The sequence below is a fragment of the Anabaena sp. CCY 9910 genome (assembly GCF_963920875.1).
Lineage (GTDB): Bacteria > Cyanobacteriota > Cyanobacteriia > Cyanobacteriales > Nostocaceae > Trichormus > Trichormus variabilis.
Genome location: NZ_CAWUDJ010000051.1, coordinates 19,637 through 37,507, shown reverse-complemented (window position 1 = coordinate 37,507; position 17,871 = coordinate 19,637). Strand labels below are relative to the sequence as shown.

The 17,871-nt window shown below is 42.8% G+C and carries 19 protein-coding genes and 1 tRNA gene; 11 read left to right on the top strand and 9 right to left on the bottom strand.

Going from position 1 to position 17,871, the window contains the following annotated elements; all coding sequences use genetic code 11:
- On the bottom strand, positions 1–1,497 hold a 1,497-nt coding region (locus tag ACM5QX_RS25740; protein WP_414756115.1), incomplete at its 3' end, for a leucine-rich repeat protein.
- 210 nt (positions 1,498–1,707) lie between these two features.
- On the opposite strand from ACM5QX_RS25740, the gene ACM5QX_RS25735 reads away from it, so the two are divergent.
- From ACM5QX_RS25735 to ACM5QX_RS25710, 6 genes are all read left to right on the top strand, one after another.
- A complete protein-coding gene (locus ACM5QX_RS25735; RefSeq protein ID WP_414756114.1) occupies positions 1,708–2,334 on the top strand; it encodes a Uma2 family endonuclease in 627 nt (208 codons plus the stop codon).
- A gap of 112 nt (positions 2,335–2,446) precedes the next feature.
- Positions 2,447–3,430, top strand: a complete 984-nt coding sequence (locus ACM5QX_RS25730) for an alpha-ketoacid dehydrogenase subunit beta (RefSeq protein ID WP_011318312.1) — start codon at positions 2,447–2,449, stop codon at positions 3,428–3,430.
- A gap of 137 nt (positions 3,431–3,567) precedes the next feature.
- A complete protein-coding gene (gene secD / locus ACM5QX_RS25725; protein ID WP_414756117.1) occupies positions 3,568–4,992 on the top strand; it encodes a protein translocase subunit SecD in 1,425 nt (474 codons plus the stop codon).
- Positions 4,989–5,966, top strand: coding sequence for a protein translocase subunit SecF (gene secF / locus ACM5QX_RS25720; protein ID WP_414756113.1), 978 nt, complete (start codon positions 4,989–4,991; stop codon positions 5,964–5,966). Before secD ends, secF begins: the two co-directional genes overlap by 4 nt.
- 66 nt (positions 5,967–6,032) lie before the next feature.
- Positions 6,033–6,446, top strand: a complete 414-nt coding sequence (locus ACM5QX_RS25715; protein ID WP_414756112.1) for a hypothetical protein — start codon at positions 6,033–6,035, stop codon at positions 6,444–6,446.
- 105 nt (positions 6,447–6,551) lie between these two features.
- Positions 6,552–7,022: a GNAT family N-acetyltransferase gene (locus tag ACM5QX_RS25710; RefSeq protein ID WP_414756111.1), complete on the top strand. Its 471-nt coding sequence runs from the start codon at positions 6,552–6,554 to the stop codon at positions 7,020–7,022.
- Here the strand turns inward: ACM5QX_RS25710 and ACM5QX_RS25705 are convergent.
- The 6 genes from ACM5QX_RS25705 to ACM5QX_RS25680 form a co-directional block, all read right to left on the bottom strand.
- The gene (locus tag ACM5QX_RS25705; RefSeq protein ID WP_414756110.1) at positions 6,985–7,902 is read right to left on the bottom strand and encodes a sensor histidine kinase; all 918 of its coding nucleotides are present in this window, start codon (positions 7,900–7,902) and stop codon (positions 6,985–6,987) included. The two genes, ACM5QX_RS25710 and ACM5QX_RS25705, sit on opposite strands and share 38 nt — an antisense overlap.
- Before the next feature lie 118 nt (positions 7,903–8,020).
- Complete coding sequence (locus tag ACM5QX_RS25700; protein ID WP_414756109.1) at positions 8,021–8,605, bottom strand: L-threonylcarbamoyladenylate synthase; 585 nt, start codon at positions 8,603–8,605, stop codon at positions 8,021–8,023.
- Positions 8,606–8,767: 162 nt separating this feature from the next.
- Entirely contained in the window at positions 8,768–9,715 is a 948-nt protein-coding gene (gene prmC, locus ACM5QX_RS25695) for a peptide chain release factor N(5)-glutamine methyltransferase (protein WP_414756108.1), read from the bottom strand.
- Positions 9,716–9,729: 14 nt separating this feature from the next.
- Positions 9,730–10,560, bottom strand: coding sequence for an outer membrane biogenesis proteinTic22 (gene tic22 / locus ACM5QX_RS25690; RefSeq protein WP_414756107.1), 831 nt, complete (start codon positions 10,558–10,560; stop codon positions 9,730–9,732).
- 650 nt (positions 10,561–11,210) lie between these two features.
- Positions 11,211–11,284 (bottom strand) — tRNA-Pro (locus ACM5QX_RS25685).
- Positions 11,285–11,362: 78 nt separating this feature from the next.
- On the bottom strand, positions 11,363–11,914 hold the full coding sequence (locus ACM5QX_RS25680) for a GNAT family N-acetyltransferase (protein WP_010994290.1): 552 nt from the start codon (positions 11,912–11,914) through the stop codon (positions 11,363–11,365).
- Positions 11,915–12,295: 381 nt separating this feature from the next.
- On the opposite strand from ACM5QX_RS25680, the gene ACM5QX_RS25675 reads away from it, so the two are divergent.
- Both ACM5QX_RS25675 and ACM5QX_RS25670 read left to right on the top strand, forming a co-directional pair.
- The gene (locus ACM5QX_RS25675) at positions 12,296–13,015 is read left to right on the top strand and encodes a hypothetical protein (protein ID WP_011318303.1); all 720 of its coding nucleotides are present in this window, start codon (positions 12,296–12,298) and stop codon (positions 13,013–13,015) included.
- Positions 13,016–13,146: 131 nt separating this feature from the next.
- A complete protein-coding gene (locus ACM5QX_RS25670) occupies positions 13,147–14,058 on the top strand; it encodes an alpha/beta fold hydrolase (RefSeq protein WP_414756106.1) in 912 nt (303 codons plus the stop codon).
- Between the two features lie 40 nt (positions 14,059–14,098).
- On the opposite strand, the gene tsaD is transcribed toward ACM5QX_RS25670, so the two are convergent.
- Positions 14,099–15,139 carry a tRNA (adenosine(37)-N6)-threonylcarbamoyltransferase complex transferase subunit TsaD gene (gene tsaD, locus ACM5QX_RS25665; protein WP_414756105.1) on the bottom strand — a complete coding sequence of 347 codons (1,041 nt, stop codon included), beginning with the start codon at positions 15,137–15,139 and terminating at the stop codon, positions 14,099–14,101.
- A 283-nt stretch (positions 15,140–15,422) separates the two neighbouring features.
- Here tsaD and ACM5QX_RS25660 point away from each other — a divergent pair, with 283 nt between their 5' ends.
- From ACM5QX_RS25660 to ACM5QX_RS25650, 3 genes are all read left to right on the top strand, one after another.
- Complete coding sequence (locus ACM5QX_RS25660) at positions 15,423–15,917, top strand: photosystem I reaction center subunit III (protein ID WP_011318300.1); 495 nt, start codon at positions 15,423–15,425, stop codon at positions 15,915–15,917.
- A 37-nt stretch (positions 15,918–15,954) separates the two neighbouring features.
- Complete coding sequence (gene psaJ, locus ACM5QX_RS25655) at positions 15,955–16,104, top strand: photosystem I reaction center subunit IX (RefSeq protein ID WP_010994285.1); 150 nt, start codon at positions 15,955–15,957, stop codon at positions 16,102–16,104.
- 272 nt (positions 16,105–16,376) lie between these two features.
- Positions 16,377–16,895: a photosystem I reaction center protein subunit XI gene (locus ACM5QX_RS25650; RefSeq protein ID WP_414756104.1), complete on the top strand. Its 519-nt coding sequence runs from the start codon at positions 16,377–16,379 to the stop codon at positions 16,893–16,895.
- Between the two features lie 194 nt (positions 16,896–17,089).
- Here the strand turns inward: ACM5QX_RS25650 and gmk are convergent, their stop codons facing one another.
- Positions 17,090–17,689 (bottom strand): guanylate kinase, encoded by a 600-nt coding sequence (gmk, locus tag ACM5QX_RS25645; RefSeq protein ID WP_414756103.1) that lies wholly within the window; start codon positions 17,687–17,689, stop codon positions 17,090–17,092.
- Positions 17,690–17,871: the final 182 nt, after the last annotated feature.

The following is a 17,871-nucleotide window of genomic DNA, read 5'->3' as shown; positions in this document are numbered from 1 at the left end:
AAGCTGGGTCAGATTGGTTAATTTTACCAACGCCTCTGGTATCTCGGTTATTTGGTTGTTATAGAGGAGAAGCTGGGTCAGATTGGTTAATTTTACCAACGCCTCTGGTATCTCGGTTATTTGGTTGTTATGGAGGAGAAGCTGGGTCAGATTGGTTAATTTTGCCAACGCCTCCGGTATCTCGGTTATTTGGTTGTTACTAAGTTCAAGCTGAGTCAGATTGTTTAATTTAGCCAGCGCCGATGGAACCTCGGTAATTTTGTTGAAACTGAGGACGAGCTGCGTCAGATTGGTTAATTTAGCGATTGTCTCTGGAATCTCGTTTATTTGGTTGCCATTGAGGTGAAGCTGCGTCAGATTGGTTAATTTAGCGATTGTCTCTGGAATCTGGGTTATTTGGTTGACATTGAGGACAAGCCGCGTCAGATTGGTTAATTTAGCAATCACCTCTGGAATCTCGTTTATTTGGTTGCCACTGAGTCCAAGCTGCGTGAGATTGGTTAATTTAGCAATCGCCTCTGGAATCTGGGTTATTTGGTTGCCATCGAGGCCAAGCTGTGTGAGATTGGTTAATTTAGCAATCACCTCTGGAATCTCGTTTATTTGGTTGCCACTGAGTCCAAGCTGCGTGAGATTGGTTAATTTAGCAATCGCCTCTGGAATCTCGTTTATTTGGTTGCCATCGAGGCCAAGCTGTGTGAGATTGGTTAATTTAGCCAGCGCCTCTGGAATCTCGTTTATTTGGTTGCCACCGAGGTAAAGCTGTGTGAGATTGGTTAATTTAGCCAGCGCCTCTGGTATCTCGGTTATTTGGTTGGAGCTGAGGTCAAGCTGTGTGAGATTGGTTAATTGTGCTAGCGCCTCTGGAATCTCGGTTATTTGGTTGTTATAGAGGTGAAGGTGGGTGAGGTTGGTTAGTTGTGCTAGCGCCTCTGGTATCTCGGTTATTCGGTTGGAACTGAGGACAAGCCCGGTCAGATTAGTTAATTTAGCGAGCGCCTCTGCTATCTCGGTTATTTGGTTGGAACTGAGGTCAAGCTGGGTGAGGTTGGTTAGTTGTGCTAGCGCCTCTGGTATCTCGGTTATTCGGTTGGAACTGAGGTAAAGCTGGGTGAGATTGGTTAATTGCGCCAGCGCCTCTGGTATTTCAGTTAGCTCTACTCGAATTAAGATAAGTTCCTGTAAATGTAGTATTTGCGTTACCACATCGGGAATGCGCTCTAAAGGATTGCCACTAATATCCAATTTACGCAAATTAGGCAAATCCAATAATTCGGGTGGAAGGGTTTTTAAATTGTTGCCTAAAACCTTTTGGAAAATACGGCCTCTTACTGCTTCATAACCTTCAAGCTTCTTTCCCAAAATCAAAGACTCAAGCTGCTGCAACTTACCAATTTCCCCAGGTAACTCAGTCAACTCCTGCCCCGACAAGTCTAACTCTCTCCAACCCTCAGTAGCCGCTTGCTCTATCAGTACCAACAACTCATCCTGGGTCATAATTCTAAGGAAAAAGGTAAGAGAAGAAGATTGATGGTGATTATCTTAACTGATTAAGTAAAAATGTTAGACATCATTTTTTACTTGTGCTGATGTGGATATTGCGTATTTAGGAGAAAAATGCAGATGCCCGACTTTTTGCATAAGTCGGGCATCTTGTCATGAATAATTTAGGATTGCTATAGCCCCTCATTTCCAGACGATCGCACCATGACTCAAACTTTACGTAAAGTAATCACATTTGATGAGTTTGCTGCTTGGTATCCAGACAACCCAAGACAACGCTATGAATTACATGATGGAGTAATTATTGAAATGTCACCACCCACGGGCGACCATGAAGAGATAGTTGGATTTTTAGCTACAAAACTCACATTAGAATACAGTCACTTAAATTTTCCCTATTTCATACCCAAGACAGCGTTTGTCAATCCCGTGGAGAGTGAATCAGCGTATTCTCCAGACATACTGATATTAAATCGCCCCAACTTAGTCAATGAACCACGTTGGAAAAAAGAATCTACAGTGAGTCAAGCAGCCTCAATTCCGTTGGTAATTGAAGTAGTCAGTACAAACTGGCGTGATGATTATCACAAAAAATATGCTGACTATGAAATGATGGGAATCCCTGAATATTGGATTGTAGATTATGCTGCTTTAGGTGGGAGGGAGTTTATTGGCAAGCCGAAACAACCTACTATATTAGTTTGCTGTTTAGATGATGGTGAATATCAGATTAATAAATTTCGGGGAAATGACCGTATTCAGTCCGCAACATTCCCAGAGTTGAATTTGACTGTAGAGGAGATTTTTCAAGCCGGAAATCTATCTACCTAAGTATAAACTCACGGAACTGATAAATGAACTTTCAACTAGTGCGATCGCTCACCGTATTGGCTACGATGGCACGATAAGATTCTAAAATAATAGTCGTACATAAAAGGTCTAAATGGCAGAAACATTATTCTTCAACGCTCTGCGGGAAGCCATTGATGAAGAAATGGCGCGTGATTCCAGCGTATTCGTTCTTGGTGAAGACGTAGGTCACTATGGTGGCTCCTACAAAGTCACTAAAGATTTATATAAAAAATACGGTGAACTCAGAATTTTAGATACTCCCATCGCCGAAAACAGTTTTACTGGTATGGCGGTAGGTGCTGCAATGACCGGATTGCGGCCGATAATTGAAGGCATGAATATGGGTTTTCTCCTCCTAGCCTTTAACCAAATCTCCAACAACGCGGGGATGCTACGCTATACCTCCGGCGGTAACTTTAAAATTCCTTTGGTTATTCGTGGCCCTGGTGGTGTGGGTAGACAGTTGGGTGCAGAACACTCCCAACGCCTGGAAACTTACTTCCAAGCAGTTCCAGGGTTAAAAATTGTTACCTGTTCCACACCTTACAACGCTAAAGGACTGCTGAAATCAGCCATCCGCGACGATAACCCCGTTCTATTTTTTGAACACGTCCTGCTTTATAACTTGAAAGAGGACTTACCGGAAAAAGAATACTACCTACCTTTAGATAAGGCAGAAATCGTCCGTTCTGGTAAAGACGTGACAATCTTGACTTACTCACGGATGCGTCATCACGTCACCCAAGCGGTAAAAGCTTTAGAAAAACAAGGTTACGACCCAGAAGTAATTGATTTAATATCCCTCAAGCCACTAGATTTAGAAACAATTGGTGCATCGATACGCAAAACTCACAAAGTCATTATTGTGGAAGAAGCGATGCGAACTGGGGGTATTGCAGCAGAATTAATCGCTTCCATTAACGATCGCTTTTTTGATGAATTAGATGCGCCAGTTCTCAGGCTATCATCTCAAGATATCCCTACACCATACAACGGTACTCTGGAGCGCCTAACAATTGTTCAACCAGAGCAAATCGTCGAAGCTGTGCAGAAAATGATTGCATTGCGCGTATAGAGAATGGGTAATTGGTGATTGGTAATTGGTAATTGACCTAAGATTCTCTACCCATTACCCATTACCCATTACCCATTACCAACTCATAACTGATTCAAAGAGCGTTATTATAGCGTTTGTCAGTTGCGAGATATGGTATGCAGAGACAGCGATCGCTATTAGCGTTGATTGTAGTTTTATTAATCGCCGCCATTGCGGTGATCTTCACAATTCCCATACCCTTGGGACTAGATTTGCGCGGAGGCTCACAGATCACAATTCTGGTGAAACCAACAGCCGAAATTAAGCAAATCACCGAACGTGAACTGAATGGGGTCAAAAGTGTCGTCGAAGGCCGAATTAATGGTCTTGGCGTTTCTGAACCCGTGATTCAAACTGTAGGAACAGATAAAATCCTTGTACAGTTACCAGGGGTGAATGACCCAGAACAAGCGGAACGGGTGCTAGGAGGTACAGCACAACTAGAATTCCGTAAACAAAAACCAGGGACTGAAACCCAACTACTAGCATTTCAAGCATCAAGATTAGAACTGCAAGCAAAACAAGCAGAATTAAAAAAAAGTAACGATAAAGCCGCAGTTAATAAAAATTTAGAAGATTTACAAAAAAATAATCAAGCGATCGCTGAGTTATTTGAAAGCACCAATCCACCCCTTGATGGTAAACACTTGCAAGATGCCTATGGTGAACCAACTCAAGGTAGTAGCAATTGGAATGTGGCTATTCGTTTTGACCAAAAAGGCGGCGAACTATTTGCCGAACTGACAAAAAATCTCGCCGGGACTGGACGCAGCATTGGGATCTTTTTAGATAACGAACTGATAAGCGCTCCCAATGTAGGGATAGAGTTTGCTTCTACCGGCATTACTGGTGGTTCGGCTGTGATTACGGGTAGATTTACAGCACAACAAGCCAATGATTTAGGTGTGCAGTTACGTGGTGGTGCTTTACCTGTACCAGTAGAAATTGCCGAAATCCGCACAGTTGGCGCAACTCTGGGTAAAGACAGTATCAACAGCAGTATCTATGCTGGACTTGGTGGTTTGGCTTTAGTACTCGTATTTATGGTTGTGTACTACAGGCTACCAGGATTAATTGCGGATATCTCTCTAATTATCTACGCTATTTTGACCTGGGCTAGTTTCGCTTTGTTAGGTATAACCTTAACCCTACCAGGAATCGCAGGTTTCATTCTCAGTATCGGTATGGCGGTAGATGCCAACGTACTCATTTTTGAGCGCACACGGGAAGAACTACAAGCAGGTAAATCCTTGTATCGTTCTGTAGAATCTGGCTTTTACCGCGCTTTCTCCAGCATCTTAGATGGTAACCTGACCACAGTCATTGCTTGTGCTGCCTTATTCTGGTTGGGGGCTGGTTTAGTCAAAGGTTTTGCTTTAACCTTGGCATTGGGTGTAGCCGTGAGTATGTTTAGCGCCATTACCTGTAGTCGCACCTTCATGTTTTTGGCAATCAGTATTCCCAGTTTGCGTAAACCAGAACTCTTCTGTCCCAACCTACCAGGAACAACTGCATCGAATAAGACTGAGGTGGCTCAATGAAACTAAGTATAAATAAATCGCGATCGCTTTGGTGGATTCTTTCTAGTGTCATCACCCTGGTTGGTCTGATTTCAATGTTGATCTCTTGGCAAAACCCTGATATTCGCGCTCCCTTACGTCCAAGTTTGGATTTTATCGGTGGTACGAGATTACAGTTTGAAAGGGACTGCACCAAACCAGGAAACTGTGACCAACCGATTGATATTAACGTTGTGCGGGAAGTAGCCAAAGCCCAAGGTTTAGGTGACAGCAGTATTCAAATTGTCACTGATAGAGAAACAGGCGCAGAAAACGGCATCTCCATCCGCACCAAAACCTTAGAGCGTGAGGAACGGACTAATTTACAAAATGCCTTAAGCGAAAAAATTGGGTCTTTTGACGAGCAGAAAAATCAGTTTGATACAGTCGGGCCTACCTTAGGCAGAGAATTGTTTACCTCAGGGATGATTGCCCTGATTGTATCCTTTGCCGGCATCGTCATTTACTTAAACTTCCGCTTCCAATTAGACTACGCCGTATTTGCCATCATTGCTCTATTCCATGATGTCTTAATCACAGCAGGCATATTCTCAATTTTCGGTTTAGTTTTCGGTACTGAAGTCGATAGCTTATTTATCGTAGCTCTACTGACAATTACTGGTTTCTCCGTCAACGATACAGTAGTAATATACGATCGCATCCGAGAAACCCTAAAACTAGAACCCAATCGCCCCATCGCTGATATAGTCGATGATGCAGTAAACCAAACCCTGGGAAGGTCAATTAACACAACCTTGACTACCATGTTGCCACTGTTCGCAATCTATTTATTTGGTGGCGAAACCCTCAAAAACTTTGCTCTAGCTTTAATTTTTGGCTTCTTAGCAGGAGCTTATTCCAGTATCTTCATCGCCAGCACCTTACTGACACTGTGGCGTGAGCGTACCAGTTCATCTACAGTATTACCAAGCACAGAGGTAGCTGATACACAGTAGTCATTACCCATTACCCAATCCCCAATCCCCAATCCCCAATCCCCAATCCCCAATCCCCCGTAGCCTATGGATGAACCAGAACAACCCCCAAGCTTTAGCAATCATACAGAAGGTAACGAGTCATCTTTAGTTGAACAAGTACGGAGACTACATCAGTTAACTGTGTATGGTAGGTGGTGTTTTGTTGGCTGTTTATGGCTAACAGTTGCACCTGTTTCTCTATGGAATCTACGGGCAGAAATTGCTTTGTGGCAACAATATTTTACTTGGGTAGCAGTGCGTTATGGACTTTTTTACCATCCACTGTCTACCTTGGGTTTAGGTTTGTGTATAGGAATGACTGCGGCGATTTTAGTTTGGCAAAGTCGCAATATTTTGCTGGGTATACCACAAGAGGAAAGGCAGCGCCTCGAAAAGCAAGTGTTTCATATTCGGCAGCAAGGGCCAACACACCCTCTATGGAAGTGGATTTCCCATTAAACACTCAACTGGAAAATAGTTGCATATACATACACATTTACAATAATTTCTTGCAAAATAGGACTAAAAGACAGTAAAAATACTGCCCTATCGGAGCAACTATACATGAGCTATCCTCAGATCCAGTTTCGTAATCGCCAGTCTGAAGTAGACCTTTATCAACTCCAACAGCTATTTAATATTTCTGCTTTTTGGGCGAAAGGACGCAGTATTGAGGATTTAGGTGTAGCTATTGCCAACAGTGACCCAGTAATTTCCGTTTGGGATGCAGAGCGTCTAATTGGTTTTGCTAGAGCAACCTCCGATGGCATATATCGCGCCACAATTTGGGATGTTGTCATCCATCCAGACTACCAAGGTAATGGCTTAGGAAGTAAATTAGTCGAAACTGTCTTAGCTCACCCCCGCATGAGGTGGGTAGAGCGTGTATATTTAATGACTACCAACCGACAGGAGTTTTACGAAAAAATCGGCTTCCACGCTAACAACAGCACCACTATGGTGCTACATAATCAATCCCGAATTAGCTCTTTAGCTACTACAGAAGTTCAGCTTCAGGAATCGCTAGGGGGATAGACAATTCTAGTCTAGTTAATTGCTCTGCTGGGTGAGATTCAGAAGAGGGGAGGATTTCTAACTTTCCTCCCATCACCGTTAGCAGTTTTTGATTAAGTAATAGCTTCATACTCGGAGAAAGACGAGTGTTCTGTTTATCTTTCGGCGAAGATTCGTCAGTCATTTGAAGTAAATCAATCGATTCACTTTTAACTACAGTATGACTAGGTAAATCTAACCAAATAGCAACATCTTTGCTTTCAGGTGTAAGCTTTACAGAAATAAATATACTTCCTTCCTGCATTTGACCAATGGCAGTATCTACTAAGTTTAACAAGACTTGTCGTAGCCATCTTGCATCTGCCAAAACATAAATCTCTGGGTCGGGAGGTGAAATCTGCAATTTTAAGTTGCGGTCTACCGCCAGCATATAAGTTAATTTATATACTTCTTGTAAAATTTCGGCTAAAGAATTTGGCTGAATATCTAACTTATTGTTACCGTGTTCTGCCTTGGCAACATTGAGGATTTCATCCATGAGATGCAGCAATTTTAAAGCTCTCTCATGAGCTTGGGCAATAAATTCACGCTCCTCTGCTGCATCTTCACAAAGATCAGACAAAATTAGCTGATGTAACCCAATGAGACCATTGAGAGGCGATCGCAATTCATGGGTAGTCCTCGCTAAGAAACCCCCTTTAAACTGGCTCATCTCTTGCGCCATTTCATAGGCTAGCTGTGTTTGTTGGAGCTGTTGCTGGAGTTGTGATGTGTAATCTTGCTCCCCCAGTGTGACTGTGGCTTGGCTAGCAGTGGCATTTGTAGACCGCGCAAATAAACCACGAACACCAAACCCCAATAATAATCCTGCTCCTAGATATACCCAGTTGCTCCAATTCATATTAAACAGTTATTAACTTGTTAAATTGACCAAAAACTATAGAAATCAGTTTCCTTAAAGACTTATGCACCCCATTTATTACTTGAGACTGGTTGTAAACGTTTAAAACCCCACACCCCTACACTCCTAAACTGACTGCTCCTTGCCTCAAGATTTGCCAATTTTCCCCTGTCCATTTGGCAACAGTAGAAGGTAAGCCAATTCCCTCCATTTCTAACGCTGTTGATTCCAGTGTCAACACCGAGGGAAACTGAGCATCAATCTCTGCCATTGTTAGTAAAGCCGGCTGTCCTGAGAAATTAGCACTAGTAGTGGCAAGAGGCCCAGTTTGTGACAAAATCTTTTGAGCGATCGCATTCTTAGGCACACGAATACCAATAGTTGTTGGATCAATCAGATTCATCACTTTGGGAACGCGCTTACTAGCTGGTAATACTAATGTCAATGCTCCCGGCCAATATTGACTGACTACTTGTTCCCAAATTTGCTGATCTTGCTCACTACCTTCTACATAAGGCCACAAATCTTCTGCACTTGCAGCCATCAAAATTAAAGGTTTGTCCTGACTGCGCTGTTTAGCAGCAAAAATCAATCCTGCTTGTTCTGGTAGAGTTGCCAGCGCCGGCACTGTATCTGTAGGGAAACTAACTAAACCGCCAGTACGCACACCAGCTATTAATGCTGCTAATGAAACACTAGTCATGAATAAATACAAAATACAAAATACAAACTACCCTACGGGTTCTCCCCAGGAGTACAAAATTCAAAGCCCTCCTCCCTAATTTCGCTTACGCTCAATATTGGTCAGAGGACTGTCGTCAACGATTCAGCTGACGCTCACCGCAAGCCTCGCGCATAATTCATCTCACGCTGTACTTGGGGTATCAGACGTGAGGCTACTTGCTATTTCAGCTAAAGCGAAACGCTCAATACCAGCTAAGTCAGAATGGATTTGAATATTACTATAACTGCCCTGTTGGAGCAAAAGAGTTTTTACCGCTTCCGCTTGACCTGCCATCATTTCAATTAACCATATACCCCCAGATTGTAAATAACTGGGGGCAACTTCTATTAGATGGCGGATGGCATCTAAGCCATCAACACCGCCATCTAAGGCTAAATGTGGTTCATGGTTTACTACTTCTGGTTGTAGCGTCGGCACGATGTCGCTGGGAATATAAGGAGGGTTAGACACCATACCACTAAACTGACCTTTCAGCAAAGTTAAAGGCTCCCACCAGCGACCCTGATAAAACCGCATTCTATCAACCAAACCCGTGTTCTGGGCATTTTGCTGGGCGATCGCCAAAGCTGCTAAACTGCAATCTACAGCATGAATTGTGGCTTCAGGGAAAGCATCAGCTAACCCCAAAGCGATCGCCCCACTACCAGTTCCCAAGTCTACCCAATGTCCTTGCTCTAACTGCAAAGCCGATTTGCTGTTAGCAACAGCAGCCACAGCTAAATCAATCAAGCACTCAGTTTCTGGTCTGGGAATCAAAACAGCACTCGACACCGTAAGTCTGAAGTTGCGCCAAGGTGTGACTCCAGCGATGTACTGTACGGGTAAGCGATCGCCTAATCGCCTCTGCCAAAGTTGGTCTAACTGATCCAGAGATAAACCCATCGGCACTTCAGACCAGTCTTTAAAGGACTCTAAACGCAGCGCCAAGCGGTCTAAACCAGCTATTTCCTGCAATAGCCAATCCACCTCTGCTATGGGAATATTGTGAGCGATCGCTGCTTGATTTGCTTTGATGCGCCACTGCCAAAGTTGTAAACCAGAAACTACATTTGCCTGTCGATTTGTCATGCCTAACGTGAATTCTATTTTGCTCCAGGTCGGGAATTATTATTGTTACGATTAGGAGCAGCAGGAGTGTTAGGCGCTTTGTCTTTCGGTAGAGTCCTAATATATTCTCTCGATTCTGGAGATGGCACTAACACAACTTGATTGAGCCAAGGATCATTCTTATCTTGTAATGTCTGTAGCACGCCGTCTATGTCTAGAACTTGAATATCCGCCTTTGGATGTTTTGGCTTGACTTGCCCCAATAAGCCCTGTGCATCCTGCTTACTCAAAAATAGTGGTACAACTTGTTCATTCCCAGTACCTACTTTGATTGGTACATAACCCTGATCTGGCGCAAATCTCACAGCAAACATCGGCACACTCTTAAACTGATTTACCTGTTGACCGCTTTGGCGCAATAAATCCATTGCCCCTTTAATTTCCTGATCTACAGGTTTAAAAGCAAATAACAGACGATTAGGGTCTTTTTTTGTTTGTTGCAACTGCTGATAAATCACCCCCAATGGCACTGCGGTCACCTGAAGGCTTTTGACGATTTCCTGCATCTTGGGGTCTTTATTTTTGGCGTTCCGCAGTTCGTTAATAAAAGCCTGAGCTTCCTGCCGACTCATATAAGCCCCAGTGATTGAACCACCAGCCTTTTGTCCGTTTTGCGCGTTTGGTAAAGGACGGCTTAATGGTAAGCCTTTTTCATTTGTAACTAAATAAATAGGTACGCTATCCAACTTTTCTTTGATTTGTTGTTCTGATAATGCTACTGCTGGAAGGCTACCTAAAGATAATGTTCCGAGTAAAGTACTTCCAACTAAACCTAGTGTTGCGCCCCAGCGAACCAATGCTTTCATGAGTATTCCTCGTCTTAATGTGTTCCAGTTGAGTTAGACAAATTGTTGGATTTACACGCCACCAACCCGTCTTAGTTATATATCAATCTCTTGAAAATGAGAAAAGTTGTGGTAGTTGTGAAATGCTCCTAATCTACTCTTAAAGCACTAGATTTTCCAACTCTCAAGGATAGTTGTCTTATCTTTGCTGCCTGTTGACCGTACTCTTAGTTATACTTTTCTCAGTTTTGCTTAACTATTTACTACACATTCATGTAGATGCCTGTTAAATATAGCCGCCACCGGGCAGAAAACTTTCCCGCTTTGGTAAATACGGTCAATGTCATTTTATTGCCCTTATCCAAATATGAGGACGCTTTTAACCACTAATCGTTCCTCCTATTGCTAGTTAATTTGCTGCTCGATTTTATACATATATATTTAGTTTTTAGATTTTAATTTTACAAAAAATTCTTTGTAATTCTTTCTTAATAGGCGATAGTTATAAAATAATTAATTTAAGATTTTCAGTGTAAATACAGGTATTAATAGTATTTTGAAAATATTAATTGAGTAGTGGCATAGTAAATTCTAATTGTTCCGTTTTTTCTCATAAGAAAAACCCATACCTCTGAAAACGAGGTATGGGTTTTTCTTATCAGTAATTCCAATCGGGATGACAGGATTTGAACCTGCGGCATCCTGCTCCCAAAGCAGGCGCGCTACCAAGCTGCGCTACATCCCGATTTCACTTTGCTCACACAAGCTTTAGCTATCATAGCTGATTTTTTAGATATTGGCTATGTTTCTTTCCCGAAAAAATTTAATGAGGATACCAAAACATACCTTTGATGCCTTCCGGATCTGGCATAAAACCCATAGTCCTGTAGAAGTCCACAACATGAGGATCAGCAAAAAGAGTCACATTACTAATTTCTTCACTCCTGAGTTTTTTAAGTACATACTTCATCAAAGCTTTACCCAGTCCTTTACCTTGAAAATCTGGGTGAACTACCACATCCCAAATAGTGGCATTAAAAGCGTGATCTGAGGTAGCACGGGCAAAACCAATCAGCCGCCTTTGGTTTCCTCGCACTTGCCACATTGTGGCTACGAGAAAACTATGCTCAATGGCTTTCTTTACTTTCCTTAAGGGACGACGTGACCAACCTACAGCATCACAAAGTTCTTCGAGTTCATACAGATCAATATCTCGCTCGGTGCTAAAAACGATACGTTCCGCATTTCTTGTAGCTGCCGAAGCGTCGCTTTTCGGATTAGAGTTGCCCGTAGCGTCTACCGTATGTTCTTCAAGCGGTTGTGTTCTACTTGTCGCAGATTCAGGAGTACTAAACCAAGTTTTCCAAAAACCCATGCCAACGCGGTTCGGGTAGTATAACTAAATTGGTGTCCACTATCGAGAGTGTTGATTCACACCTGACAAAGCAAGTACCATTGTTTAGCCCTTACACTCAATTTTGTGAGAAGTCTTTGGGACTTTCAATGGTGATAGCTCGTTACGGAGTTTTTCACACCAATTATTTTCAACTTTAGCACTTTGTTGTAAAGGCTAGGACAAATTCCTCAAAACGAGAGTATCTAAAGAGTGAATTGTATATAAAAGAGATTAGGTATTGAGTATTGGGCAGTGTTGAGTGCTAAGTACTGAGTATTTTATTTACGATTTACTTAGGTTCACCACTGATTTCCAGTCCTCAGTCTCCAGGCGATAAAAGCAAGCGAGTCTTACACTACGATGGCTTCTGGTTTAAAATCTTCGACACTGGAACTTCTCAAACGCTTTAATCGAGCGTTTCCCCAGTTCTATGAACAATTTGTCAGCAGTGAGATTCAACTGCAAAATTTGCGGCTAGCTTATCGTCTCTATAAAACCAAACGTGCCGTAATTGAGTTGAAGCCGGAAGGTAGTAAAAGTGCGCTGCATTTTGCCTACCGCAATCAGTCATTTCTTCTCAGTGACATTTTCGGTGTACTAGCCGCTTACGGACTAACTATTCACGGTCTGAGTCTATATGGACAAATTAGACCCCCGATGTTAGTTTTTATCAAACTTTTGGTATCGCGTGGCAGTAAAGCCTTAACAGAGAAAACCGCAGAAAACGTTTGCCGCGCCATTCGTGAGGCTTTGGGAGGGCGGTTTGAGGTAGAAGAAATGTTGGCTGTGGAATTCAACCTAGATGTTGGTTTAGAACAAGTACAGACTGAATTCTATGTTGATCCGGTTTTTCATCTCCCCGCTTTGGTAATTGAAGCTGACAATCAACCGGGATTATTTTACAAAGTTATGTACGCCATTTGGCAGGAAGATTTACTAGTAGTTAATGCGAATTTACTAGTTTGGCGCGGAAGGACTCGGCTAATTCTCTATTTGTTGGGACCAAATGAAAGCCTTATTCCTGAATATTTAGGGCACAAAATTGCTGAAGGGGTACGCCAAAGGTTGTTGGGGAAATGATGGTTAGTACTAAGGACTAGGGATTAGGGACTACAGAGCGTACTGATCTCCTAAGCCCTAAACTCTATTTTCATTTTGAATTTTGAATTGCTTATTTCAGTCGCGCCCACCCTTAGGGTTACGATATAAATATGGCAACTATTGAAATCTTAGGCTTTCCACACGCCTACGAGCTGACAGCTCCTACATCCTACCCAGATGCTTTAGTATTTATTCACGGTTGGCTTAATAGCCGTGGATACTGGCAACCTGTGACTTCTCGCTTGTCAGTTGACTTTCAGTGTCTGTCTTATGATTTACGAGGCTTTGGAGAGTCTCAGTCACAGCTAGAAACTGATTTTCATCGGGGATCAAGTTCTGCCAGTTTATCTGCTCAGTCTCTTCAAGATATTAATTTATCTTTTGATTCTCTCTATACACCAGCAGCTTACGCTCAAGATTTGGCAACCCTATTGGAACAGCTAAATATTACCAGTGCTTGGCTTGTAGGTCATTCATTGGGAGGTACGATCGCTCTATGGGCAGCTGCTCAAATTCCGCAACGGATTAAGGGTGTCATTTGTATTAACGCAGGTGGCGGTATTTACCTGAAAGAAGCGTTTGAACAGTTCCGCATGGCAGGGCAAAGATTTTTACAAGTTCGTCCGCGCTGGTTGTCCCAATTACCTCTAATTGACTTATTATTCACCAGAGCTAGTGTGTCTCGTCCCTTGGATCGCCAGTGGGCGCGTCAGCGCGTTGTAGATTTTGTGGTAGCTGACCCAGAAGCAGCTTTAGGTGCTTTGCTAGATTCCACAACAGAAGAGGAAGTAAACCGATTACCAAAGTTAGTATCTCAGTTAAAGCAGCCAGTTTATTTCCTGGCTGGTACTGACGATAAGGTGATGGAACCCAAATATGTTCGCCACTTAGCGAGTTTTCATCCACTTTTCCAATACTGTGGTGATAACGTGATTGAAATTCCTGATTGTGGACATCTGGCAATGTTAGAACAGCCAGATGCGGTTGCTAGTCATATTAAGTCATTGGTCATTAGTCATTAGTCATTGGTCAACGATAAAGGTTGTGTCTATGGACAACTAACTACTGATATAACTTCATCACTTGGCTAAGACTGAGGCGTGACTCTACGCCTAAGGTGAGGGGGGATATATGACCCCGTGATAAGTGGTCTGCTGCGGCACAGGCTATCATGGCGGCGTTATCGGTACAGAATTTTAGGGGGGGAAAGAGGACGCGGAGATTATTTGCGGTGGCTGCTGCTTGTAAGTGTTGTCTCAATCCACTGTTAGCCGCTACCCCGCCACCTACGGCAATGGTATCTAGACCATAGTCTAAAGCACAGGCGATCGCTCTCTTGGTTAATGCCTTGGCTACTGTCGCCTGGAAGCTGGCGGAAATGTCCTCTATAGGCAATGGATCTCCATCCTTCTCTAATTGCTGCACTAAACGCAGTACAGCCGTCTTTAAGCCGCTAAAACTGCCATCATAAGGATGATATCCCCCACCGGGTAAGGACACTTTTCCTTCTGGTAAAGCAAAGGCTTGAGGATTCCCTGTTTGCGCTAGTTTATCAATGACTGGGCCACCAGGATAACCCAGCTTTAACAGCCTAGCTACCTTGTCAAAAGCTTCCCCAGCCGCATCATCACGCGTTTCACCCAGGCTTTCGTACCTACCACATTCCTTAACGTAAATTAAGCTTGTATGTCCCCCAGAAACCAGTAAGCTAAGAAAAGGGGGATCTAAAGTTGGCTCACTCAAATAAGTCGCGTAGATGTGACCTTCGAGGTGGTGAACTCCCAAAAATGGTTTATTGTGTAAAATTGCTAAAGTTTTGGCAGCAGTTAGCCCCACTAACAGCGCTCCTACAAGTCCAGGCGCACAAGTGGCAGCGATCCCATCGATTTTATCCCAACCTAGTTGAGCTTGATCCATCGCTTGGGCGATCGCGTCATTTATCGTTTCCAAGTGCGCTCGTGAGGCTACCTCCGGTACCACTCCACCGTACTGCTGGTGGACTGGAATTTGTGAAGCTATGATACTGCCGCAAACTTGACGATTGTTAACAATTGCCACGGCAGTTTCATCACAGCTAGTTTCGATTGCTAAAACAGTTGTCATTGCTACGAAGAAGTAATGAGTGCTGAGTCTTGAGTCCTGAGTTTCCGGGTATGAGGTCTAAAATAATTTTCCCTAATCATGAGAAATTTTACTCAGCACTTACTACTCGGTACTCAGCACTCTCTAAAGATTTGTTTGAGAAGCTTTAACTTTTATTTACTTAAACTTTACTCGATTCCCACGCAAGAGTATGATGACTTGCTAGTTAAGCAAATCAAGAATGTACAAGCCGCTTCGTTTTGTACAAAAAACTTTTTCTTGTGTAATAAAAGGAAACAAATCCATGCGTCGATTGTTTGCTTTGATTTTAGTGATTTGTCTGTCATTCAGTTTCGCTCCCCCAGCCAAAGCCCTGGGAGCTGATCTGACACCTTGTGCAGAAAATCCCGCATTTCAAGCACTGGCAAAAAATGCCCGCAATACTACAGCAGACCCCCAATCAGGACAAAAACGCTTTGAGCGTTATTCTCAAGCGCTTTGTGGTCCGGAAGGCTATCCTCACCTGATTGTTGATGGTCGTCTTGATCGTGCTGGTGATTTTCTAATTCCCAGCATTCTTTTCCTCTACATTGCCGGTTGGATTGGTTGGGTAGGTCGTGCTTACCTACAAGCGATCAAGAAGGACTCAGATACTGAACAAAAAGAGATCCAACTCGATTTGGGTCTTGCGCTACCCATTATCGCTACCGGCTTTGCTTGGCCAGCAGCCGCAGTTAAAGAACTTCTTTCTGGAGAATTAACTGCTAAGGACTCTGAAATTACTGTTTCTCCCCGCTAATTCCACCTAATCAATTTGTTCGTTTGGAGAATAAATCATGGCAGACAAAGCTGACCAATCTAGCTACCTAATTAAATTCATTTCCACAGCACCAGTGGCAGCTACTATTTGGCTGACAATCACAGCTGGGATTTTGATTGAATTCAATCGCTTTTTCCCCGACTTACTCTTTCATCCTCTACCATAAGTTGAAACTGGATTTTTAATACGGATTAATCTGTTGTTTTGTTGCCTATTTTGTGTAGTTAATTTGCTTAATCTAATTAGGTCAAATTATTACTCAAATAGGCTAAAAAAATCCTTTCATAAAACTCGTAAAGCTAGAATTAGCTTACGAGTTTTACATTTTTAACGAATATAAATTAATTTTTCTAAACTTATCGAATAAAAAACGTCTTTAGCTACAATTATTATTAATATAAAAATGCCACCATTGTATTTTTGAGGCAAACATAAAATATGGCGCAAGCAGTAGACGCATCAAAAAATCTCCCCGGTGACCCCAGAAATCGGGAAGTGGTTTTTCCAGCAGGACGCGATCCTCAATGGGGCAACCTAGAAACCCCGGTTAACTCTTCTCCCTTAGTCAAGTGGTTTATTAACAACCTACCTGCCTATCGCCCAGGTCTCACCCCTTTTAGACGCGGATTAGAAGTAGGTATGGCTCATGGTTACTTTCTGTTTGGCCCCTTTGCCAAACTAGGGCCACTGCGGGATGCAGCTAATGCTAACTTAGCAGGATTGTTAGGTGCTATAGGTTTGGTGGTGCTTTTCACACTCTCTCTGTCTTTGTACGCTAATAGCAATCCACCAAAGGCTCTTGCCAGTGTTACTGTACCCAATCCTCCTGATGCTTTCCAATCTAAAGAAGGCTGGAATAACTTTGCCAGTGCTTTCTTAATTGGTGGTATTGGTGGCGCGGTAGTTGCTTACTTTTTGACTAGTAATTTTGCTTTAATTCAAGGTCTAGTAGGCTAATTTAGTTTTTGATCATCGGGGAACCATTACAATGCAGTGGTTCCCCTTGTATTAGGTATTGAATTGATTTGTTTACTCATTTCATGATGGAAATAAGATAAGGACACAAAGGAAAACCCTCATCTTCTCTATGTGTCCTTAGTTTTGATTATTCGGTGTAAAAAATGGTTGGCTGTGATTTTATAGAATATCGATTATCCAAATAAAGCTACTTCGATCGCCTGGAGTGCAACTTCAAAATCGTCATTCACAATTTGAATATCAAATTCATCCGCAGCTTGAATCTCTTCTTTGGCACGTTGTAAGCGACGGGCGATCGCTTCCTCTGAGTCCTGTCCACGTCCCCGAATCCGTTTTTCCAACTCTTCAAAGGAAGGCGGCAAAATAAAAATACTCAAAGCTTCAGGGAAAGAAGTACGAACTTGTCTTGCCCCGGCTAGTTCAATTTCCAGTACAACTAACTTACCAGATTGAATTTGGTTCAGTACAGCTTCACGAGGAGTGCCATAATAATTACCCGCAAATTCTGCCGATTCGAGAAATTCGCCTTGAGCAAGCAATTCTTCAAATTTGCTGCGGCTAATGAAGTAATAGCTTTCGCCATTTACTTCCCCAGGACGGGGAGCGCGAGTTGTTGCAGATACAGAGTAATAAAGTTCCGGATGACGCTGAAGGAGCGATCGCATTAAAGTACCTTTACCGACACCACTAGGCCCGGTTAAAACAATCAGCTTGCCTGACGACGGATTTTCTTTGGTAGTAGCACAATTCTGGATGGATAAAACTTGCATCATCCGTTAAACCTGTGAATTAATCAAGAAACATCATTCATTAGATAAGTTAGTAATCTAATCTAGTCTACGTTACCAGCGCAAACCTTAACTAACGAATTTGTAGCACGAGTGACAGAAAACTTGTCTAATTCACATAGTACTGCTGATGTGGTGCAAATATGGGCGGGTTTTTACTCCTCCCC

Bases quoted from the DNA above. Each gene is read 5' to 3' on its own strand.
- ACM5QX_RS25650 (WP_414756104.1), top strand. From the start codon at position 16,377: ATGGCGCAAGCAGTAGACGCATCAAAAAATCTCCCCGGTGACCCCAGA.
- tic22 (WP_414756107.1), bottom strand. From the start codon at position 10,560: ATGAAAGCATTGGTTCGCTGGGGCGCAACACTAGGTTTAGTTGGAAGT.
- psaJ (WP_010994285.1), top strand. From the start codon at position 15,955: ATGGCAGACAAAGCTGACCAATCTAGCTACCTAATTAAATTCATTTCC.
- ACM5QX_RS25715 (WP_414756112.1), top strand. From the start codon at position 6,033: ATGGATGAACCAGAACAACCCCCAAGCTTTAGCAATCATACAGAAGGT.
- secF (WP_414756113.1), top strand. From the start codon at position 4,989: ATGAAACTAAGTATAAATAAATCGCGATCGCTTTGGTGGATTCTTTCT.
- tsaD (WP_414756105.1), bottom strand. From the start codon at position 15,139: ATGACAACTGTTTTAGCAATCGAAACTAGCTGTGATGAAACTGCCGTG.
- ACM5QX_RS25670 (WP_414756106.1), top strand. From the start codon at position 13,147: ATGGCAACTATTGAAATCTTAGGCTTTCCACACGCCTACGAGCTGACA.
- ACM5QX_RS25735 (WP_414756114.1), top strand. From the start codon at position 1,708: ATGACTCAAACTTTACGTAAAGTAATCACATTTGATGAGTTTGCTGCT.
- secD (WP_414756117.1), top strand. From the start codon at position 3,568: ATGCAGAGACAGCGATCGCTATTAGCGTTGATTGTAGTTTTATTAATC.
- ACM5QX_RS25675 (WP_011318303.1), top strand. From the start codon at position 12,296: ATGGCTTCTGGTTTAAAATCTTCGACACTGGAACTTCTCAAACGCTTT.
- ACM5QX_RS25700 (WP_414756109.1), bottom strand. From the start codon at position 8,605: ATGACTAGTGTTTCATTAGCAGCATTAATAGCTGGTGTGCGTACTGGC.
- ACM5QX_RS25705 (WP_414756110.1), bottom strand. From the start codon at position 7,902: ATGAATTGGAGCAACTGGGTATATCTAGGAGCAGGATTATTATTGGGG.
- prmC (WP_414756108.1), bottom strand. From the start codon at position 9,715: ATGACAAATCGACAGGCAAATGTAGTTTCTGGTTTACAACTTTGGCAG.
- ACM5QX_RS25710 (WP_414756111.1), top strand. From the start codon at position 6,552: ATGAGCTATCCTCAGATCCAGTTTCGTAATCGCCAGTCTGAAGTAGAC.
- gmk (WP_414756103.1), bottom strand. From the start codon at position 17,689: ATGATGCAAGTTTTATCCATCCAGAATTGTGCTACTACCAAAGAAAAT.
- ACM5QX_RS25680 (WP_010994290.1), bottom strand. From the start codon at position 11,914: ATGGGTTTTTGGAAAACTTGGTTTAGTACTCCTGAATCTGCGACAAGT.
- ACM5QX_RS25660 (WP_011318300.1), top strand. From the start codon at position 15,423: ATGCGTCGATTGTTTGCTTTGATTTTAGTGATTTGTCTGTCATTCAGT.
- ACM5QX_RS25730 (WP_011318312.1), top strand. From the start codon at position 2,447: ATGGCAGAAACATTATTCTTCAACGCTCTGCGGGAAGCCATTGATGAA.